Annotated in this window: 11 protein-coding genes and 2 pseudogenes; 5 read left to right on the top strand and 8 right to left on the bottom strand. The window is 61.8% G+C overall.

Annotated features, from left to right (window positions below):
• The 3 genes from BMY22_RS17130 to BMY22_RS17120 form a co-directional block, all read right to left on the bottom strand.
• A partial coding sequence (locus BMY22_RS17130; RefSeq protein WP_143068529.1) for an OprD family outer membrane porin occupies positions 1 to 594 on the bottom strand: 594 nt, incomplete at its 3' end.
• 333 nt (positions 595 to 927) lie between these two features.
• Positions 928 to 1,683 (bottom strand): triose-phosphate isomerase, encoded by a 756-nt coding sequence (gene tpiA, locus BMY22_RS17125; RefSeq protein WP_090624066.1) that lies wholly within the window; start codon positions 1,681 to 1,683, stop codon positions 928 to 930.
• A gap of 532 nt (positions 1,684 to 2,215) precedes the next feature.
• Positions 2,216 to 3,148, bottom strand: a complete 933-nt coding sequence (locus tag BMY22_RS17120; protein ID WP_090624065.1) for a MurR/RpiR family transcriptional regulator — start codon at positions 3,146 to 3,148, stop codon at positions 2,216 to 2,218.
• Positions 3,149 to 3,373: 225 nt separating this feature from the next.
• On the opposite strand from BMY22_RS17120, the gene BMY22_RS17115 reads away from it, so the two are divergent.
• On the top strand, positions 3,374 to 3,604 hold the full coding sequence (locus BMY22_RS17115) for a hypothetical protein (RefSeq protein ID WP_254789307.1): 231 nt from the start codon (positions 3,374 to 3,376) through the stop codon (positions 3,602 to 3,604).
• A gap of 474 nt (positions 3,605 to 4,078) precedes the next feature.
• On the opposite strand, the gene BMY22_RS17110 is transcribed toward BMY22_RS17115, so the two are convergent.
• From BMY22_RS17110 to BMY22_RS17100, 3 genes are all read right to left on the bottom strand, one after another.
• Positions 4,079 to 5,947 (bottom strand): DUF4209 domain-containing protein, encoded by a 1,869-nt coding sequence (locus BMY22_RS17110; protein ID WP_244158903.1) that lies wholly within the window; start codon positions 5,945 to 5,947, stop codon positions 4,079 to 4,081.
• A gap of 246 nt (positions 5,948 to 6,193) precedes the next feature.
• On the bottom strand, positions 6,194 to 6,514 hold the full coding sequence (gene sugE / locus BMY22_RS17105) for a quaternary ammonium compound efflux SMR transporter SugE (RefSeq protein WP_090624061.1): 321 nt from the start codon (positions 6,512 to 6,514) through the stop codon (positions 6,194 to 6,196).
• Between the two features lie 88 nt (positions 6,515 to 6,602).
• Positions 6,603 to 7,838, bottom strand: a complete 1,236-nt coding sequence (locus BMY22_RS17100; RefSeq protein ID WP_090624060.1) for a BaiN/RdsA family NAD(P)/FAD-dependent oxidoreductase — start codon at positions 7,836 to 7,838, stop codon at positions 6,603 to 6,605.
• A gap of 157 nt (positions 7,839 to 7,995) precedes the next feature.
• Here BMY22_RS17100 and BMY22_RS17095 point away from each other — a divergent pair, with 157 nt between their 5' ends.
• Both BMY22_RS17095 and BMY22_RS17090 read left to right on the top strand, forming a co-directional pair.
• Complete coding sequence (locus tag BMY22_RS17095; protein ID WP_090624058.1) at positions 7,996 to 10,200, top strand: OsmC domain/YcaO domain-containing protein; 2,205 nt, start codon at positions 7,996 to 7,998, stop codon at positions 10,198 to 10,200.
• A gap of 49 nt (positions 10,201 to 10,249) precedes the next feature.
• Positions 10,250 to 10,752: pseudogene (locus BMY22_RS17090) on the top strand (IS630 family transposase); the annotation flags it as partial.
• Between the two features lie 84 nt (positions 10,753 to 10,836).
• Here BMY22_RS17090 and BMY22_RS24970 read toward each other — a convergent pair.
• Positions 10,837 to 11,213: pseudogene (locus tag BMY22_RS24970) on the bottom strand (glyoxalase superfamily protein).
• A 247-nt stretch (positions 11,214 to 11,460) separates the two neighbouring features.
• Positions 11,461 to 12,393 (bottom strand): MurR/RpiR family transcriptional regulator, encoded by a 933-nt coding sequence (locus BMY22_RS17080; protein WP_090624057.1) that lies wholly within the window; start codon positions 12,391 to 12,393, stop codon positions 11,461 to 11,463.
• Positions 12,394 to 12,693: 300 nt separating this feature from the next.
• Here BMY22_RS17080 and BMY22_RS17075 point away from each other — a divergent pair, with 300 nt between their 5' ends.
• Both BMY22_RS17075 and iolE read left to right on the top strand, forming a co-directional pair.
• Complete coding sequence (locus tag BMY22_RS17075; protein WP_090624055.1) at positions 12,694 to 14,637, top strand: bifunctional 5-dehydro-2-deoxygluconokinase/5-dehydro-2-deoxyphosphogluconate aldolase; 1,944 nt, start codon at positions 12,694 to 12,696, stop codon at positions 14,635 to 14,637.
• Positions 14,638 to 14,688: 51 nt separating this feature from the next.
• Positions 14,689 to 15,600, top strand: coding sequence for a myo-inosose-2 dehydratase (gene iolE / locus BMY22_RS17070; protein WP_090624054.1), 912 nt, complete (start codon positions 14,689 to 14,691; stop codon positions 15,598 to 15,600).
• Position 15,601: the final 1 nt, after the last annotated feature.

The raw sequence follows: 15,601 nt of genomic DNA, 5'->3' as shown, positions 1-15,601 counted from the left end.
CAGCGTCATGTCCTCCATGCTGCCGTCGTCGCGCGGGCTGTTGCCGGTGATGTGGCCGGCGTAGAGGGTCAGGTTCTTGATCTCCTTGGAGGTGAGCATGGTGCCTTCGAAGGTCTGCGGCAGCGAGCGGCCGTCGTCGGCACGGAGGATCGGCAGCACCAGGTACCATTCGCCGACCCGCAGTTCGGTTTCGGAAAACTTCATCTTGCCCGCGACGGCGATCCGCCCGAAGTGGTCGGCGGGCTTGCCGTCGTGGTCGAGCGGCAGCAACGCGGTGCCGCCGGTGCCCCGGCCGCCGTCGAGCTTCTGCGCATAGAGGCCGAGCACGTCGACGCCGAAGCCGACCGGGCCCGGGGTGTAGCCCGACTTGAGGTCGAGGATGAAGTTCTGGGTCCACTCCTCGGCCTTGCTGCGGGTGGCGTTGTCGCGCTTGAAGTCGCGGTTGATGAAGAAGTTGCGAAAAGTCAGGGTGCCCTTGGAGTCCTCGAAGAAGCCGGCGGCCTGGGCGCCTGCGCCCGAGAACGTGCTGGCGAGAAAGAGAGCGATAACGGAAGGGTGCTGGATCGAAAAATAGAGTTTTTTGCTGTTCTTCATTGTTGTTGTTTTCAGTAGAGGTCGATGATGAAAGCGCCCGTTACCTGCCAGGGCAGGTAACGGGTACAAGCCATTCCCTTGGAGCCACGGCGCGGACAAAGAACCGTAGGCTGGATGAGCGTAGCAGCGCGGGAGCCGAACGGCTTTCGCGCATATATACCGGCCCTTCTCCGTCCATTGCCTGGACGGGCGACGGAGCGCGGCATGGCCTTCATCGACACGGGCGGGAGGTGCCTGGGCAGCCTTGCGAAGCGGAGGGAGCGAGGGGCATGGCGCCGGCGTCCCTCTCCCCGACGGGGAGAGGGCGCGACGAGCGGCGCCTGAACGAAACCGCTAGCGCGCGGCGGCCTGGCAGATCGCGGCGAACGAGGCGGCCTCCAGCGAGGCGCCGCCGATCAGCCCGCCATCGATGTCCGGCTGGGCGAACAGCGCTTGAGCGTTGTCGGCCTTGACGCTGCCGCCGTAGAGCAGCGGGGTGGCGGCGGCCAGGGCGCCATCGGCCTCGCCGAGCAGCGCGCGGATCTGCCGGTGCACCGCCTGGGCTTGCTCGGGCGAGGCGGTCTCGCCGGTGCCGATGGCCCACACCGGCTCGTAGGCGACGACGCCAGTAGCGATCCCGGCGATGCCGACCCGCTGCAGGACCGCCCGCACCTGCGCGGCGATCACCGCCTCGGTGCTGCCGTCGCGGCGCTGCGCCAGGGTCTCGCCGACGCACAGCACCGGCAGCAGACCGGCCGCGAGCGCCGCCTCGAACTTCTCCGCGACCAGCCCGTCGCTCTCGCCGAACAGGCTGCGCCGCTCGGAATGGCCGACCAGTACGTAGCGGCAGCCCAGCTCCTTGAGCATGCCGGCGCCGACCTCGCCGGTGAAGGCGCCCTTCTCCGCGGCGTGGAGGTTCTGCGCACCCAGCGCCACGCCGGAGCCTTCCAGCAGGGCGCCGACCTGCGCCAGGTAGGGAAAGGGCGGGCAGACCGCCACCTCGATGCCCGTCAGTGCCGCCAGCGGCGGCAGCAGCTCCTGCAGCAGGCGCCGGTTGGCGTCGAGGCTGCCGTTCATCTTCCAGTTGCCGATGACCCGTTTTCCGCTCATGGCTCGTCTCCTCGGACCTGCAGCCGCTGCTGGTTGCCGATCCGCTCGGCGCAGCGCGACGCGCCGGTCCTGCTCTGTTCATTCATCGTTCGGGGTGTCCTGTGCTGGGCTCGGCGCCACGGCCGACTGGCCGGCGGGCACGAGCGGTTCCTGTTGTTCGGCGTAGGCGACGCGACAGTCGAAATCTTCCGCGCCCTCCCTTCGACGGCGCCAGGGCGCTGTCCGTTCGGCCACCTCGAGTTCTTCTCCTCAAAGAAGGATACGCATGACGGCACCGGTGTGATTTTGCCAGTCGGTAGCGCCGACCCGCCAGGACAGTTGCCGCCGGGACGGCGAGGGCTGGCGAAACGACCATATTGGAAAATAAATTCCATATCAATATTTAATGGAATCTTTATTCAACAACGAGCAACCGGCAGCGAGGCGTGCGGGAGGGCCGGACAGGAGGCGGAGGATCGACTCGGCGGCGATGGACAAGGCGACGCCGTTACCCCCTGACGCAGGGACCGGGATGTTGCCGGACGGCGGGCCGCTAGTCGAGGTCGTCGTCCGGCTCGTCGTCCTCGGGTCCGCCCGGTTCGCTGATTTCCTCGACCTTGAGTTCCAGACGGTAGGCCACGGCGATGAACAGCGCCTGGCACAGGCTCAGGGTCGCGCTCAGCGAGCGGAAGGCGAAGGTGCTGCCCTCGTTCACCAAGAGCAGGGCGCTGGCGTGCTTGGCCAGCGGGGCGACCTGGCTGTCGGTGACGATCAGCGTATGGGCCTTGTGGTGCTGGGCGATGCGCACGCACTGCTGGGTTTCCTTGCCGTAGGGGCTGAAACTGATGGCGACGACCAGGTCGCCCTTGCGCACGCTGCGCATCTGCTCGCGGTAGCCGCCGCCCAGGCCGCTGACCAGGTGGACGCGCTTGTTGGTGTGCTGCAGGCTGTAGACCAGGTAGTGGGCCACCGCGAACGAGCGGCGCACGCCGACCACGTAGATGTTGTCGGCCTCGGCCAGCAGCTCCACGGCCTTGTCGAACTCGGTCTCGTCGAACTCCTCGGCCAGCCGGTCGAGCCCCGAGCGGGTGCCGTTGATGCACTCGCGCGCCAGCTCGCCGCTGGAGGCCTTCTGCGAGCGGTTGGCGATCATCCGGCGGATGCGCTGCTGGTAGTTCTGCACCGGCGTGGTCTTGTCGGTGTAGGCGTCGCGAAACAGCGCCTGCATCTCGCTGAAGCCCTTGAAGCCGAAGCGCTGGGAAAAGCGCACGATGGCCGAGGGATGCACCTCGCACTGGCGGGCGATGTCGCTGACCCGGTCGACCATCACCCGGTCGCTCTGCTGGCTCATGTAGCTGGCGATGCGCTTGAGCTGGCGCGGCAGGCTCTCGTATTGCGCGGTGATCAGCTGCTGCAGGCGCTCCACGCTGGCCGGCACCTCCTGCAGCGCTTCGCCGGCGGCGTCGGGCAATTCGGAACTGGACATGCGGTCTCTACCTCTTGTTGTGGTTCGTGTGGCCTGCCTGGCGACAGCATACCGGCGCGGCCTCCGAAGCGCCTTCCGACTGAAAGCCCATAGCCGCCCCGACGCACCTATGAGGCTCGCGCGCGGCGGTCGAAAATGGCTCGGGCGATGGTCGACGGCCGGCCAATGGACGCTGGCTCCGGCTTACGACGTGACGTTCTGCGAGGGGCCGGGGGTTACCACCAAATGGACGTGATGGGCGAGGCCCTGGAGATCGGACGAAAGGACATGGTCTCCCTTGGGGAGCAAGAAGCAGAACCCTCGGCCCGGAACGCAGGCGACATCATTGACAGGATATGCGCCGTGGCCAGCAATTTCACGGCCAAGGCCAAGAGCATGTTCCCCGGTAAAATCACGCAAGACACGATGCGCACGATTCAGAGCCGAATCGACGACAACATCAATCGGCTTCGATAAAGGCAAACGGCGCGAAGAAAGAGGGGGACCGGGCTACCGAACTTGCTTCAGCTGCCGGCCGTTCGCTCCATCCATCCCCGAAGCCGCCATTTCTGGCGGCTTTTTGCTTTCCGATCCAGATAAAACTTTATCCTAGGCAAGACTAATCCTGTCAAAGGTAGGAGGCGCAGTAAGAATAAAGAATAATCTTAAAAGAGCTTGGCTTGCTGTATTCCATTCTCCTGCTTATGACCGGAAGCGACCCAAACCGGCCGGTCGCCACAGACAACAAGCGGCCAAAAACGGACGGTTTGCCATAACTAAATCTGTCCCCTTTTCCTCTCCAAGGTGTGAATGCGAGATCGCAATGTCCCAGTGTGAAATCGCTGGTTAGCAGAGTGAATTCGCTTTGTGGAGCTGCGAGCTCACAAGAGAGGAGTGCAAACTCACAATGGGATATTGCGAGTTCACAGTGATGAAGAGTGAGTTTAGAGGCTAGTGCGTGATTTCTTGGATTGCTCTAGCTATGTGGGATTCCCAGTGTCTGTATAGGGGGGCGCAAGCAAGATGAAACATTAGCCAACATGCGTATATGCATGCACTCTGATGGCACTCGCCCGCAGTGAATTTCCCATGCGCCATTTCGTGCCCTAACATCGGGCCACCTTTCAAATTGAAGAGGAGATGAAATGCATAGGTTATGTCGACCCCGAAAGCCTGCTCAAGCTCTTTTTTGCGGTTTGAGTACATTTGGCTCAGGGATTGATCTTCTTGAGTAAGATCTATGTTGAGTTTGGCTGTGCTTGATCCTCGATTGTTCAGCACATATCTAAGAGAGTTTTCTAGTTGGGGGATTAAAGTGTGGGCTGCTGAAATCATGTCTCCTTGGATAAGCCGAGCAAACCCAAGTGCAAAGACTGACTCGTGTCCAGGTGGTACAAATGCACTATGGTAGGCAATCGGCTCTAAATGTCTTTCGTCGATACTCTGGCAACGAGACATGGTCATGCACGCTGGCTTAATAAAACCCTCGACTGATATGTGATAGTGAAAGCTCATTTCAGCAAGGCTTTCATAGTCGAACCATTCTTCGGAGGGGTTATTGCCTAGCGGAGCAGACGATACTGTGGCTATTACTTTCCCTTTTTCGTCCGAATAACTTTTCTCTGACATTGAGGAGAAGAAATATTGGCTTCTCTTTTTTAGGCAGTTTTTGTGAAGAGCTATTTTTTCAGGGTTGCTAGTGATAAACGCCAAGCGGAAGAGCATTTCATGAACCTCAAGCTCTTCAAAATCTTCAATGGTCGCCTGGCGCTCTTCTGTTAGATCAATCGGTATGCTGAATTCGCCAAGTTCAGAAAGCGAATCATCTTCATATTGTTGTAGTTCTTTCTTGAGCACCTCAATTTTTTCTTGCATGCCCCCAATTGAGCGAAGTTCACCAATTGCATCTCTTGTCCATGAGGCTTTTGCCGTGGCCGATCCGACTGCATCCCGCATTCTTAGCGTCTGGTCGACCGCACTAACTTTGCACCTAGTGGAAGATTCTTTGTCTCCAAGTTTGAAGTAAGCATGCGCTGCATGCAGCCAGACTTTTTTCACAGCTTCGGCATATTGCTTATCTTTCGCAGCAATCGCCATGGCCTCAGCTTCAATAGCGATATCTCTCCATTCAATCAACCCGTAAGACTGGCCTAGTGACGAGAGCCTATGGAAGGCCACAAGGTTTTGGTTGTCCTTGGCGGTTTGATAAGTGAGTGCAAAAGTTTTCTTTGCAGTGTCTGGAGTGTTTTTTCTCTTGCCTATGGAAGCATAGATGGCAAATGCTCGCTCGATGAGGTCGACCACTTTTGACGGTACTTCAAAATCGGATTCGTATTGGTAAAGCAGCGCCTTACTAAAAAAGGATTCCACAGCATTTAGGTACGAGCTTGAGGCAAGCTCTGCCATCGTATGAAGCTTTTTGTTGCTGTACCAACAACTATCTGCAATCCGCGCGCGAAGCAAAGGATGATCAACTTGTTCGGCTATCTCGGTGAGAATCACTTGTTGCTCACCAAGGTAATCGCTCGGTATTAATGATCTCCTGCCGCCCATGATGATTTGAGGAGTGAACGCGTCAGATCTGTCAGGATTAAAGTGATAACTGCATATGACCGCCAAGACATTGTACGCCCTTACGGCTGAGTCATCGCCAGCTTCCTTCGCTGCGTGAGCGGCCTCCTGGAATACCCTCTCGAGCGTGTGGAAGTGCAATGAATTACTCATCGCGAGGACCGACGCAGGGTTAATGTGGGCGAAGTCATCCAGAGTCGCCACATCCATCAGCAGCTGCTGCTTTTCTTCCTGTTCCTTGTCTGACACGTGCTTGGCCTTATTAATTTTAGGTGAGGTGAACTCAGCTTATCTCAAAACGAGATGCTGGCCAGTTGCCGTGTTGAGGGTGAAGGGTAGATCTATGGGTAGTGCCAGTCGGTAGTGTCTATGATGGGGGCATGCCTCAGATACGATCAGTCCAGGGAAAAGGGGACAATCTATTTATAGCAAACCGTCTGCTTCTGGCCGCTTGCTGTCTGTAGCGACCGGCACCGCACGCCCGGAAGCAAACGATCAGGAAGGCGTCGATAGTTTGAGGCCGACGATACCGGCGAGAATAAGCGCAAGACTTAGCAGCCGCCCTGCATTGGCCGGCTCGTTGAAGAAGGCAATGCCCAATATGGCTGTGCCAATGGCACCGACACCGACCCAGACCGCATAAGCGGTACCAACCGGAAGCGACTTCATGGCAACGCCGAGCAAACCCAGACTCAGCGCCATGGCAATGAGGGTGGCGACACTTGGCCAAAGGCGCGAGAAGCCCTCCGTGTATTTGAGCCCGATCGCCCAGCCGACTTCCAATAGCCCTGCCACTACCAAAATAATCCAGTTCATGAGCGGTATCCCTCGTAAATGCGCCCAGCGTCTTAACACACCTCAATCGGTAGGGGGGGAAGCTGCTGACGCGGTGGCCCTGCTTGCCTTACACGTATTGCGCTGCCGCGTAGCCGGAGGCCCAAGCCCACTGGAAGTTGAAACCGCCGAGGTGACCGCTGACATCCAGCACTTCGCCGATGAAGTACAGCCCAGGCGATTTCAGCGACTCCATGGTCTTGGACGACACCTCGCGGGTGTCGACGCCGCCCAGGGTGACTTCCGCGGTGCGGTAGCCTTCGGTGCCCGCCGGCACCAGTTGCCAGTCGCTCAGGCGTTCGGCAATGACCTTGAGTTCGCCCGACGTGTACTGCTTCATCGGTTTCGAGATGAGCCAGTGCTCGGCCAGCAGGCCGGCCATCTTCTTGGTGAACAGGTCGGCCAGCAGCGTCTTCAGCTCGCTGTTGGGACGCTCCCGCTGTTGTTCGGCAAGCCAGGCCGGCAGATCGATCCTGGGTAGCAGGTCGATGCTGATGGCTTGGCCGGGCTGCCAGTAGGAGGAAATCTGCAGGATCGCCGGACCACTGAGGCCACGGTGGGTGAACAGGATGTTCTCGACGAAGCTCTGGCCGTTACAAGTGACCCGACAGTCTTCCACCGAGGTGCCGGATAGCTCGCTGCACAGCGCCTTCAACTGTGGGTCGGTGATGGTGAACGGCACCAGGCCGGCGCGAGTCGGCAGCAGGCTGTGGCCGAACTGGCGGGCGATCTGGTAACCGATGCCGGTGGCGCCGAGGGTGGGGATGGACAGGCCGCCGGTGGCGATGACCAGCGATTCGCAACGGGTCGGGCCGATGCTGGTCTGCAGCTGGTAGCCACCTTCGACGCGCGCGATCTCGCTCACCGAGGTGCTCAGGCGCAGGTCGACGCCGGCCTGCTCGCATTCGTCCAGCAGCAGGTCGAGGATGTCGCTGGATTTGTTATCGCAGAACAGTTGGCCGAGTTTCTTCTCGTGGTAAGGCACGCCGTGCCTGGCTACCAGGGCGATGAAGTCCCACTGCGTGAAGCGCGCCAGCGCAGACTTGCAGAAGTGGGGGTTGTGCGAGAGAAAGTTGGCCGGTTCGCAATACAGATTGGTGAAGTTGCAACGCCCGCCGCCGGACATGAGGATCTTCTTGCCGGCCTTGTCGGCGTGGTCGAGCAGCAACACTCGGCGACCGCGTGCGGCAGCGCTCATGGCGCACATCAGTCCGGCGGCACCGGCGCCAATGATGATGACCTGGGATGTGAGCACGGCGGTTTCCTCGAGTGCGGGGTGTTTGGCTGGCGGCGTGGGGCGGCGCATGTTACCCGAAGCACATGGCCGGAATCCGTTCCCGATCTGCCACGCGTCGACTCTGCTGCATTGAACGTTGCCTGCAGCCAACGCCCGCCGGGATACCCCCTGGGCTCATTTGGCCGGATAATGCCGATCAAGTCGTTTTTTATCGTGGTAATTTCGCATGGAAATCAAGGTTAATTTTCTCGATAACCTTCGGTTAGAAGCCAGGTTCGATGATTTCACGGTGATCGCCGACCAGCCGATCCGCTACAAGGGCGATGGCTCCGCACCGGGCCCGTTCGATTACTTCCTGGCTTCATCGGCTCTGTGCGCGGCTTACTTCGTAAAGTTGTACTGCCAGACGCGCGATATCCCCACCGATAATATCCGTCTGTCGCAGAACAACATTGTCGATCCGGAGAATCGCTACAAGCAGATCCTCAAGATCCAGGTGGAGTTGCCGGCGGATATCTCGGAGAAGGATCGCCTGGGCATCCTGCGTTCCATCGACCGCTGCACGGTGAAGAAGGTCGTGCAGACCGGGCCCGACTTCGTGATCGAGGAAGTGGAAAACCTCGACGCCGATGCCCAGGCGTTGCTGATGCTCAACCCCGACGCCGACGCGAGCACCTACATCCCGGGCAAGGATCTGCCGCTGGAGCAGACCATCGCCAACATGTCGGAAATCCTCGCCGGCCTGGGCATGAAGATCGAGATCGCGTCGTGGCGCAACATCGTGCCCAACGTGTGGTCGCTGCATATCCGCGATGCGCAATCGCCGACGTGCTTCACCAACGGCAAGGGTGCGACCAAGGAAAGCGCGCTGGCATCGGCGCTGGGCGAATTCATCGAGCGCCTGAACTGCAACTTCTTCTACAACGACCAGTTCTGGGGAGAAGACATCGCCAATGCGGCGTTCGTGCACTACCCGGATGAGCGCTGGTTCAAGCCTGGCCGCAAGGATGCGCTGCCGGCTGAAATCCTCGACGCGTACTGCCTGGAAATCTACAACCCCGACGACGAGTTGCGTGGCTCGCACCTGTACGACACCAACTCCGGCAATGTGGAGCGCGGCATCTGTTCGCTGCCGTTCGTGCGTCAGTCCGACGGCGAGGTGGTGTACTTCCCGTCCAACCTGATCGAGAACCTGTACCTCAGCAATGGCATGAGTGCCGGCAATACGCTGGCCGAAGCGCAGGTGCAGTGCCTGTCGGAAATCTTCGAGCGCGCGGTGAAGCGTGAAATCCTCGAAGGTGAACTCGCCCTGCCCGATGTGCCGCGCGAGGTGCTGGCGAAGTACCCGGGCATCCTGGCCGGTATCCAGGGCCTGGAAGAACAGGGCTTCCCGGTGCTGGTCAAGGATGCGTCGCTGGGCGGCGAGTTCCCGGTGATGTGCGTGACCTTGATGAACCCGCGTACCGGCGGCGTGTTCGCCTCGTTCGGCGCGCACCCGAGCTTCGAGGTGGCACTGGAGCGCAGCCTGACGGAGTTGCTGCAGGGCCGCAGTTTCGAAGGCCTGAACGACCTGCCGGCGCCCACCTTCGAAAGCCACGCCTTGACCGAGCCGAACAACTTCGTCGAACACTTCATCGACTCCAGCGGCGTGGTGTCGTGGCGCTTCTTCAGCGCCAAGGCCGACTTCGAATTCGTCGAGTGGGACCTCTCCGGCCAGGGGGAAGACTCCAATGCCGAGGAAGCCGCCACCCTGTTCGGCATTCTCGAAGGCATGGGCAAGGAAGTGTACATGGCGGTGTACGAGCACCTGGGGGCCACAGCGTGCCGCATCCTGGTGCCGGGGTATTCGGAGATCTATCCGGTAGAGGATCTGATCTGGGATAACACCAACAAGGCGTTGCCGTTCCGCGAGGACATCCTGAACCTGCACAGCCTGGACGATGCCCGCCTCAAGGCACTGCTCAAGCGCTTGGAAAACTGCGAGGTGGATGACTACACCGACATCACCACCCTGATCGGTATCGAGTTCGACGACAACACGGTCTGGGGCCAGTTGACCCTCCTCGAACTGAAGCTGCTGATCGGCCTCGCCCTGCGTCGCCTCGAAGATGCGAAGGAGCTGGTGGAAGCCTTCCTGCAGTACAACGACAACACGGTCGAGCGGGGGCTGTTCTACCAGGCCCTGAACGTAGTGCTGGAAGTGATGCTGGACGAAGAGCTGGAGCTGGCCGACTACGAGGTCAACTTCCGGCGGATGTTCGGCAACGAGCGGATGGACGCGGCGCTGGGGTCGGTGGATGGCAGCGTGCGCTTCTACGGTCTGACGCCGACCAGCATGAAGCTGGAAGGGCTCGACAGGCACCTGCGCCTGATCGACAGCTACAAGAAGCTGCACGGGGCTCGGGCCAGAGTCACGGCTTTATCCCAATAAGCTGGGCTGACAAGAAGGGCACCACAGGTGCCTTTCTTGTTTTTGGCGACTGCAGATCCAGGTGCTGGATCGCACGCAGCCCATGCTGCCGCTCAAGCCCGGGCAGGTTGAGCGGCGGACGCATGAGGACGGCCAGCCTGTATGCCGCCTTTGACATCCTGACGGGCAAGGTCAGCCAGGGCGTTTCTCGAGTTCCTGCGACAGATCGACCGCAGCACCCCGTCCGCGCTGGACCTGCATGTGATTCTGGACAATAGCTCGACTCACAAGACCGCGGCCGTCAAGGAGTGGCTGGAGAAGCAGCCCCGTTTCAAGCTGCACTTCACGCCGACCAGCGCCTCATGGCTGAACGCCGTGGAGGGCTGGTTTGCGCAGCTGGAAAGACGGGCGCCTTATCGTGACACCTTCAGCAGCGAGGCTGACCTGAGAGCGGCTATTCGTCGCTTCATTGAGGCTCATAACGAACATTCGGCCAAGCCGTTCCAGTGGAACAAAACGGCTGAGTCGATTATCGGCTCGGTGCATCGAGCAAAGCTGGCAGTTATCCGGAATCTCCCGCTTGTGACTGGAAGCGACACGCAGGAGACGGTCGGGCCGAAAGTTATTTCAGCGCAACGGCCCTAATTCTTCGCATTGTCAGTCGCCCGATAATTCGCAAAAGCGGATTCGATTACCAAAGGGATCAATTACTTCTAATACTTGTCCCCAACCAGTAACTTGAATAGAAGGCTTCGAGTAACCATAGCTTTTCGCTGTGAGTTCGGCGTGCAGCTCACCAACGCCGATAACTGGAACGAAGATCGTAGAGCCTGGTGTGGCGTCGCCATGATACTCAGTCAAATGAACAACAAGGTCGCCCCTACGGGCCTGAAGATACAGCGGAAAATTTTTTCAAAACGATGTTCCCAATCGACGCTGAATCCAAGGAAATCAATATAGAACTCTTTCGCCTTAGTCTCAGAAAAAATTCTAAGCAACGGTATGGCGCTCGAAGTTTGCATCCTTTCACCTATCGTTTGGCCAAAATAAGAGTTTAACCCAGTGGCTGCTCCTGGCCGATTCTGTTGAAAAACCAGGTTTTGCGGCGAGTCGGCTGGGGACACGGCGCCTGGCCAATACACACGCCCTCTCGCTCGACTCGGGATGCAACTTTCCGGGTCTTCCCACCGCTACGTCATGCGACCGGGCGCCGGTCGGGGCGTCCGGCTTTACGGCTTACGAAGACGCCCGGTCGATAGGCCAGGCGGCCGCCAGGGCAGCCTAGTCGAGGTCGTCGTCGGGCTCGCCGTCCTCGAAGCTGCCCGGCGCGCCGATTTCCTCGACCGAGATCTCCAGGCGGTAGGCCACGGCGATGAACAACGCCTGGCACAGGCTCAGGGTGGAGCTGAGCGAGCGGAAGGCGAAGGTGCTGCCTTCGTTCACCAGCAGCAGGGCACTCGCCTGCCTGGCCAGCGGCGCCAGCTGGCTGTCGGTGATGACCAGTGTCTTGGCCTTGTGCTGCCGGGCGATGCGCACGCAGTGCCGGGTTTCCTTGCCGTAGGGGCTGAAGCTGATGGCGACGACCAGGTCGCCTTCGCGCACGCTGCGCATCTGCTCGCGGTAGCCGCCGCCCAGGCCAGAGACCAGGTGGATGCGCTTGTGGGTGTGCCGCAGGCTGTAGACCAGGTAGTGGGCCACCGAGAAGGAGCGGCGCACGCCGATCACATAGATGTTGTCGGCCTCGGCCAACAGGTCCACGGCCTTGCCGAACTCGGTTTCGTCGAGTTCCTGGGCCAGCCGGTCAAGGCCCGAGCGGCTGACGTTGATGCACTCGCGCGCCAGCTCGCTGCTGGAGGCCTTGTGCGAGCGGTTGGCGATCATCCGGCGGATGCGCTGCTGGTAGTTCTGCACCGGCGTGGCCTTGTCGGTGTAGGCCTCGCGGAACAGCGCCTGCATCTCGCTGAAGCCCTTGAAGCCGAAGCGCTGGGAAAAGCGCACGATGGCCGAGGGGTGCACCTCGCACTGCTGGGCGATGTCGCTGACCCGGTCGACCATCACCCGGCCGCTCTGCTGGCTCATGTAGTTGGCGATGCGCTTGAGCTGGCGCGGCAGGCCCTCATACTCCGCGCCGATCAGTTGCTGCAGGCGCTCCACGCTGGCCGGCGCCTCCAGCAGCGCTTCGCCGGAACTGGCGGATGATTCGGAACTGGACATGCGCTCGTTACCTCTCGTCGTGAACCCTGTGGCCGGCGGCGGCGCGATGGCGCCGCAACGGCAGAATGAATCCCCTCTTCCCCTCGTTTCGCCCTCCTCGCCGCCCTGCGGGAGCACGGCCAGCCTGCCAGCCGTACGGACAGGATACCCCAACAAATAGAAAATACATTCTAAAAAATAAAATTATGGAAAAAATGTTGATTTACCGGCGCCGCCCGTTCTAATCTCGGCCCATCGCATCAGTCACCACATTCGGGTGCGTGAAACGCAGGCCGACAAGAACACACAAGAGGAGGCAGCATGGGCGAAATCACTTTCGCAAACGGACGTCAGCTGGACGTCATATGTCTGGGGAGGCTCGGCGTCGACCTGTACGCCCAGCAGATCGGCGCACGGCTCGAAGACGTCGGCAGCTTCGCCAAGTACCTGGGCGGCTCGTCCGCCAACATCGCCTTCGGCACCGCCCGCCTGGGCCTGAAGTCCGCCATGCTGACCCGCGTGGGCGACGACCACATGGGCCGCTTCCTGGTCGAATCGCTGCAGCGCGAAGGCTGCGACACCCGGGCGATCAAGGTCGATCCGCAGCGGCTGACCGCCATGGTCCTGCTGGGCATCAAGGACCGCGACACCTTCCCGCTGATCTTCTACCGCGAGAACTGCGCCGACATGGCGCTACGCGAGGAAGACATCGACGAGGCCTTCATCGCCTCGAGCAAGGCGCTGCTGATCACCGGCACCCACTTCTCCACCGACGGCGTCTACCAGGCCAGCAGCAAGGCGCTCGACTACGCCGAGAAGCACAACGTCAAGCGCGTGCTGGACATCGACTACCGCCCGGTGCTCTGGGGCCTGACCGGCAAGGCCGACGGCGAGACCCGCTTCGTCGCCAGCGCCGAGGTCAGCGCGCACGTGCAGCGCATCCTGCCGCGCTTCGACCTGGTGGTCGGCACCGAGGAGGAGTTCCTCATCGCCGGCGGCGCCGACGATCTGCTCGGCGCCCTGCGCAAGGTCCGCGAAGTGACCGCCGCGACCCTGGTGGTCAAGCTCGGCCCGCTGGGCTGCACCGTGATCCACGGCGCGATTCCCGCGCGCCTGGAGGACGGCAACATCTATAAAGGCATCCGCGTCGAGGTGATGAACGTGCTGGGCGCCGGCGACGCCTTCATGTCCGGCTTCCTGCGCGGCTGGCTGACCGGCGGCGACGACGAGCGCTGCTGCCGCCTGGCCAACGCCTGCGGCGGTCTGGTGGTGTCGCGCCACGCCTGCGCCCCGGCGATGCCGACCCCGGCCGAACTCGACTACATCTTCAACAGCCCGGAACCCATCACCCGCCCGGATCTCGATCCGCAGCTCAACCGCCTGCACCGGGTCAGCGTGCCGCGCAAGACCTGGAAGCCGCTGTTCATCTTCGCCTTCGACCACCGCGGCCAGCTGGTCGAGCTGGCCCAGCAGGTCGGACGCGACATCAAGGCGATTCCCCAGCTCAAGCAGCTGTTCGTCACCGCCATCGAGCGCGTCGAGGCCGACCTCGCGCGCCAGGGCATTGAGGGCGACGTGGGCCTGTTGGCCGACCAGCGCTTCGGCCAGGACGCCCTCAACAGCGCCACCGGCCGCGGCTGGTGGATCGGCCGCCCGGTCGAGCTGCAGGGCTCGCGGCCCTTGGCCTTCGAGCACGGCCGCTCGGTCGGCAGCAACCTGGTGCAGTGGCCGCGCGAGCACATCATCAAGTGCCTGGTGCAGTTCCACCCGGACGACGAGCCGCTGCTGCGCCTGGAACAGGAAGCCCAGCTCAAGGGCCTCTACGAGGCGGCCCAGGCCAGCGGCCACGAGCTGCTGCTCGAAGTGATCCCGCCGAAGAACCACCCCTCCGAGCATCCGGACGTGCTCTACCGGGCGATCAAGCGGCTCTACAACATCGGCATCCAGCCGGACTGGTGGAAGATCGAGCCGCAGCCGGCCGCGGTGTACCGGCAGCTCGACGCGCTGATCACCGAGCGCGACCCCTACTGCCACGGCGTGGTCCTGCTCGGTCTGAACGCCCCGGTCGAGGCGCTCGCCGAAGGCTTCCGCCAGGCCGGCGCCAGCCAGGTCTGCCGCGGCTTCGCGGTCGGCCGGACGATCTTCCAGGAGCCCAGCCGGGCCTGGCTGGCCGGCGAGATCGACGACGAAACCCTGATCGCGCGGGTGCAGGCCACCTTCGAGTTCCTGATCAAGTCCTGGCGCGAGGCGCGTCAGCAGGCCTGACGCCGCCCGGCCCCTCGCTCAACCGAACAACGACAATCAGGTGCGAACGACATGACGAATTCACCGGTCAAGATCGGCATCAACCCGATCTCCTGGAGCAACGACGACCTGCCCTCGCTGGGCGGCGAAACCCCGCTGAGCACCGCCCTGTCCGAGGGCAAGGCGATCGGCTACCGGGGCTTCGAACTCAACGGCAAGTTCCCCAAGACCCCCGAAGGCGTGCGCGCGGTGCTCGCCGAATACGACCTGGAGCTGGTCTCCGGCTGGTATTCGAGCCTGCTCGCCCACCGCTCCGTGGAAGAGGAGATCGAGGCCATCGCCCCGCACTGCCGACTGCTCGCCGAGAACGGCGCCCAGGTGCTGGTCTACGGCGAGGTCGCCGGCTCCATCCAGGGCCGGCGCATCGCCCTCGGCGAGCGCCCGCGCTTCTACACCGACGAAGCCTGGAAGACCTACGGCGACAAGCTCACCCGGCTGGCCCGCTACACCCAGTCCCAGGGCCTGCGCCTGGCCTACCACCACCATATGGGCGCCTACGTGCAGGCACCGGAGGACATCGACCGGGCGATGGCGGCGACCGGCGAGGAGGTCGGCCTGCTGTTCGACGCCGGCCACTGCTACCTGGGCGGCGGCGATCCGCTGACCGTGCTCAGGAAGCACCTCGCGCGAGTCTGCCACGTGCACTGCAAGGACGTGCGCGCCGGCGTGGTCAAGCTCTCGCGCAACGAGCAGTGGAGCTTCCCGGAGTGCATCGTCAACGGCGCCTTCACCGTGCCCGGCGACGGCGACATCGACTTCGAGGCCCTCCTCGCCACCCTGCTGACCGCCGGCTATCGCGGCTGGCTGGTGGTCGAGGCCGAGCAGGACCCGGCCGTGGCGCCCAGCTACGCCTACGCCAAGAAGGGCTTCGAGACGCTGAACCGCCTGCTCGCCCGCCTCGCCCCCCAACACGCCAGCGCCTGAA

Origin of the sequence: Azotobacter beijerinckii (assembly GCF_900110885.1) — a bacterium.
Taxonomy (GTDB): Bacteria; Pseudomonadota; Gammaproteobacteria; order Pseudomonadales; family Pseudomonadaceae; genus Azotobacter; species Azotobacter beijerinckii.
Note: the sequence above shows the minus strand (reverse complement) of the source record. Positions and strands in the feature narration are given on the sequence as shown.